Raw genomic sequence first — 5581 nt, 5'->3', positions numbered from 1 at the left:
CGATATTATTTTTTGTATCATTGTACTCATTACCATGATAATGAGATTGGCGGAGGTTGTCAAGGGGTTTTTAGTTCTATTTTATGGGTAAAAAAATGAGCTGCCTCACAAATTACAACGTTCGTTTTCTCTTATATGCATATTTATCTTACAGTTCTAAATAATTTTACAAGATGTTGGTTATTAGATAACATAATTAGAGTTTTTTTCTTATATTCATCATGGTTAAAGCTGTACAAATTAAGAAGACTGGAGGACCAGAAGTATTAGAATTCGTAGATAGAAGTATAGGTGAGCCAAAGGACGAGGAAGTTTTAATACGCCACACAGCTATCGGTTTAAATCGTTATGATCTAGAGCATAGAAAAGGTATTCGCAAAATTAAAAACTTGCCGTCAGTGCTTGGAGTGGAAGCAGTAGGAGTTGTTGAAAAGCTTGGTAAGAAAATAGGTAATGGCTTAGAGATTGGAGATAGAGTTGGGTATTGCACAGCTCCGCCTGGAGCATATTGTGAGAAACGTCTTGTACACCAGAAATATCTGATAAAGATTCCAGATGAAATACCAGATGAAATTGTAGCTGCAGTGCTATTTAAAGGCATGACGGCTCACTATTTAGTTAACCACTCTTATAAAATAAAACCTGGAGCTGTTGTACTTGTGCATGGAGCAAGTGGCGGGTTAGGACAGATAATATGCCAATGGGCAAAGGATAAAAAAGGAGTAGTTATAGGTTCCGTGAGCTCCAATGAAAAAATGAAGATAGCTCTGCAGAATGGCTGCACGTATGCGCTGAATTACAATGATACAGGCTTTGTTTCTAAAATCATGGAGATTACACAAAATAAGGGAGTAGGTGCAGTATATGACCCTATAGGCTATGCTACAAGCAAGCTTTCTTTTGAATCTTTAGGCAAGTTCGGCATATATGTTTCTTATGGGCAGATATCAGGCAGCGCTCCGGTTAGCTTTTCTTTGCTCAGTTCACGCTCACTATTCGCCACAGGAACCTCAATATATCATTATAAGCACGACAAGTTCACATTAGTGCTTACTGCGATGGAAATTTTTGAGATGATAAGAAAGAGACTTCTGGCTGTAAGGATTAATAAAAAGTATAAATTCGACGAAATAATAGAGGCTCATCGTGATATGGAGGATAGAAAAGTAAGTGGGTTAAATATTATAAAAATTCCTTAAGCACCCTTATCCAAGACTAGGAAAAAAACCCGGTGCAAAAAGTCTCATAATGAAAATTAGTTAATTTTTTAACCAAGCTGAAAAAAGGCAAAAGAAGTCCCGTGGTGGTTGGCTATTTTCTATGTACCTCAAATATCGGCGTTTTTATCCTAAACGCTAGGGTTCAGTCGCTTTTATGCAACTAATTTAGCGTTAAGAAATTTACTAAGCAGGAAAAAAGGCAAAAGAACCCCTGTGGTATTCACGTTCTCCTTGTCAATTTGACGTTTTCTACTGTCTTAAACGACTTATAAGCGCGTTTCAGCTTATATAGGTAAAAACCCAGAAAATTTACAAAGACATAAGGTGCACATAGTGCAAAAAATTAAACATGATACGCCAAATACCCTAAGTTTTTTGTCGTTAACCTGCACAGATTGCGAAGATAAATAAAATAGCTTCAGTATCATTATAATTGGGTTGGCGGGAAGTGGTTTTTGCATTCAACCCATTTCTACGGTAAAAAAATCCGGTCACGTGCTAGAACGACTACTCTGAATCGGCTGACAAATTGGACGTCTGATAGGCGTAATTTGGAGCTTCTTGTGTAATGATTATATCATGAGCATGGCTCTCTCTTAATCCTGATGCAGTAATAGTAACGAATTTGCAGTTTTTCTTCATCTCTTCTATATTCCTATTACCAGTGTACCCCATTGCAGCTTGCACCCCGCCAATTAACTGATGGATTACCCCTGAAGCTGGACCTTTAAATGGAACTCTTCCTTCTACTCCTTGCGGAACTAATTTGAGTTTTGAGTCTTTATCTTGAAAATAACGGCTTGCTGACCCTCGTTTCATTGCACTGATAGAGCCCATTCCTCGATAGCCTTTGTATGCTCTGCCCTTGTACATGATGATTTCGCCTGGGCTTTCGTCAGTACCCGCAAAAAGTGAACCAATCATCACAGAATCAGCACCAGCCGCAATAGCTTTTGCAACATCTCCTGAGTATTTTATTCCACCATCGGCAATCAATCTTACTTTTTTTGCTTTACATACTTCTGCAACATTTTGAATCGCGGAAAATTGTGGTACACCAACGCCTGTAACTATTCTGGTTGTGCAGATCGATCCAGGTCCTATGCCAACCTTCACTGCATCAACGCCCGCGTCAATCAGCGCTTCAGCAGCCTCTTTTGTAGCAATGTTTCCACCAACTAACTGTGTATCTGGGTACATCGCTTTTATTTCTCTAATGGTGTTAATAACATTTTCGGAATGGCCGTGAGCAGTATCCACAACAATCACGTCAATTTCCTCTCCAATTAAGGCTTCGCATCTTTCTATGCCATCTTTTTTGCCAGTGCCAACTGCAGCAGCAACTATAAGTCGCCCTTTACTGTCTTTGCATGAATTTGGATATCTGTTGTATTTTTCAATGTCCTTAACCGTAATTAAACCTATACAATAAGAATTTTCATCTATGACCAGAAGCTTCTCTATTCTATTTTCATGCAACAATTTCATTGCTGAGGCACTATCCACTTCCTGCTCCCGCACTGTAATTAACTTTTCTTTTGTCATCACTTCAGAAACTTTTACACTCATGTTCTGATCTTCAATAAACCTCACATCTCGGTTGGTTATAATACCAACCAACTTACGTTGGTCAACTACAGGAATGCCGGAATAATTGTGCTCTTTCATTAATAAGATCGCTTCTGCGACCGTTTTATCTGGAGAAATCGTGATTGGGTTGTATACGATCCAACTTTCATATTTTTTTACTCTTCTGACTTCTGAAACTTGCTCGTCTATTGATAAGTTTTTATGTATGCAGCCTATTCCACCATGTTGGGCAATAACTATTGCGAAATCTGATTCAGTAACAGTATCCATTGCAGAGGACATAAGAGGAATGTTGAGCTTTATATGGTTTGTTAAATAAGTTTTCGTATCTGCATCACAAGGTAATATATTAGAGTGAGCTGGCAAAAGGAGTATATCGTCGAACGAATAACAAGATTCCATTTTTTTCATAGGCTTTATTTAAAGTTTATACATTAATTAATTGAATTGCAATTAGGACTTCAGCTAGATAGGGTACAATAGGTGAATAAAAAAGCCGACAATAAATTCAAATAAACACTTTAGCTATGTATGTTACAAAAAGAAGTTACTAATTAATACTATCTTTATTATTATATGAGATAGCTAAACTAGCATTTATAAACTTATACTATGGTACACATAGCTCAGGGAAGTAAGATTTACTGGTCACGTGCTGGAATGGTGCCAATGCGTGGTTCTGACACTGCGGCTATGTTTATCTGTATATTAGTCTGGGTTATGATTTTATTGAGGTTTTCTGCTACCTATGCTAATGAAAATTCAGAGATACAAGAAGTCTTTAATAACGTTGCTAAATATATGAAAGCTGACGAAAAATATAAAGACTTTGACGTTATTGAGAGAAAAAGTGATAAGTTTAATATTAAAGTTACACAGAACTCTGGCAAAAGTTTTAGCATACACTTTATCTTAGAAAAGGCAAAAGATTCCTTTGAGTCTGGAGATAATGAGGCAGCCATTTCTTTTCTCAATCAAGCCATTACAAAATTTCCTTATCATAAAAATGCTTTGATTGGACTGGGAAACATTTATTACGCTAATAAAGAATACAAAAAAGCTATAGAGATCTACATAAGACTGTTAAAAGAATACCCTAGTAACACTTGTATATTAGAGAATTTTTTGACAATAGTTTCACAATATAACCCTGATCTAGCGTTAAGTGAAATGTTGAAGTTATATGATATACACAGAAATTGCGCTTCTTTGTTGGCAAACCTAGGTCTGATCTATATGAAAAAGGAAGACTATACAAGAGCCAAAGGGTACATGATAGCTGCAATTTCTCTTGACCAAAACAATATTTTTTATGTCTATAATCTAGCCGTTATTCTAGATAAGCTTTCAGATTTCAAAAATGCTACAACATTCTATTTAAAACTGTTGAATATGGCTGCAAATTCGAAAGACATAAGTGAAAAAGTACCTATACATAAGGTGGAAGCAAGAGTAAAATTTATAAAACTCCACAGAGCAACTTCATAAACTGACCGTGTAGTTAAGAACATATCCACCCACCACCAATAACTTGCTCATCTTTGTATGCCACACAGGCTTGACCGGGACTTATGCCAAAATAATCGTCATTTAAAATGACACAAGCTTTGTCTTGTCCTTCTGCTGGGTATATAGTTGCCAAACTCCCCGCATGCGATGACCTAAGCTTCACAGTTACCTCCATACCTTTCTTTGGTTGCTCTAACCAATTTAACTTCTTGATCAATACTTTTCTTTGCATTAGTGCGTCGACCTGGCCTACTATAACTTCATTATCTTCAGTATTAATCTTTATCACATAAAGAGGTTCGCTGTGTGTAATACCCAAGCCTTTTCTTTGCCCCACCGTGAAATTTACTATACCATTATGCTCACCTAGTACTTTCCCATTTACATCCACAATTCTGCCTCTCTTTACAGATTGTGGAGCTAGCTTAGCTATTGTTTTGCTATAGCTTTCAGAAACGAAGCATATATCCTGACTATCTGGTTTTTCAGAGATCTGCAATCCAAAGTGTTTTGCTAATTTTCTCACATCGCATTTATAGAACCCACCAAGCGGAAATCTTAAAAGCTTTAGCTGTTCTTTTGTTGTAGCAAACAGAAAATAACTTTGATCTTTACTTTTATCGATGCTTCTGCACAATTTCACCTTGCGATCTTCTTCTAATCTTCTCACGTAATGTCCTGTAACTAGCACATCTGCACCAAGATTTTTTGCAACTTGTAATAGATCGCGAAATTTCACTGTTTGATTACATTTTACGCATGGTATAGGAGTTTCTCCACGCATATAGGTATCTGCAAAATCCTCTATAACTTCCTTTTTGAATATTTCCTCATAATTTAAGATATAATGAGGAAAGCCAGTACTTTCAGCTACACGCTTGGCATCATAAATATCCTGTCCAGCACAGCATGCGCCTTTTCTCGTGCTAGCATTGCCATCAGTGCCATATAACTGAAGAGTTACACCAACTACCTGGTATCCAAGGTGATGCAGCAGCACTGCAGCAACAGAGCTATCAACTCCGCCAGACATTGCAACTACAGCCTTGATTTGGTGTGGAGCCTTACCTCTCAACAAAGATTCAATTTCAAATTCTTTCAGCACGCTTACCCAAATTCATTAAATATAGCTAACCTACGCCGCAGCCAATAGCGGAATGACGAGAAACTTAAATTATTTTAGCTATAGACATTGTACAGAACAATAGGTTTCTTACATAACAAACTTTAGCACAAACGAAGAAATCACTTGACAACCTCCA

Annotated in this window: 4 protein-coding genes; 2 read left to right on the top strand and 2 right to left on the bottom strand. The window is 37.1% G+C overall.

The features are described 5' to 3' along the window. Nucleotides 1-221: 221 nt before the first annotated feature. Entirely contained in the window at nucleotides 222-1199 is a 978-nt protein-coding gene (locus HET73_RS05790; RefSeq protein ID WP_174133016.1) for a quinone oxidoreductase family protein, read from the top strand. A gap of 528 nt (nucleotides 1200-1727) precedes the next feature. Here the strand turns inward: HET73_RS05790 and guaB are convergent. After that, nucleotides 1728-3221, bottom strand: a complete 1494-nt coding sequence (gene guaB / locus HET73_RS05785) for an IMP dehydrogenase (protein ID WP_174133015.1) — start codon at nucleotides 3219-3221, stop codon at nucleotides 1728-1730. 201 nt (nucleotides 3222-3422) lie between these two features. Here guaB and HET73_RS05780 point away from each other — a divergent pair, with 201 nt between their 5' ends. Next, a complete protein-coding gene (locus HET73_RS05780; RefSeq protein WP_174133014.1) occupies nucleotides 3423-4298 on the top strand; it encodes a tetratricopeptide repeat protein in 876 nt (291 codons plus the stop codon). Between the two features lie 13 nt (nucleotides 4299-4311). Here the strand turns inward: HET73_RS05780 and mnmA are convergent, their stop codons facing one another. Next, the gene (gene mnmA, locus HET73_RS05775) at nucleotides 4312-5424 is read right to left on the bottom strand and encodes a tRNA 2-thiouridine(34) synthase MnmA (RefSeq protein WP_174133013.1); all 1113 of its coding nucleotides are present in this window, start codon (nucleotides 5422-5424) and stop codon (nucleotides 4312-4314) included. Between the last annotated feature and the right edge of the window lie 157 nt (nucleotides 5425-5581).

This window comes from Wolbachia endosymbiont of Atemnus politus, assembly GCF_013309895.1.
Note: the sequence above shows the minus strand (reverse complement) of the source record. Positions and strands in the feature narration are given on the sequence as shown.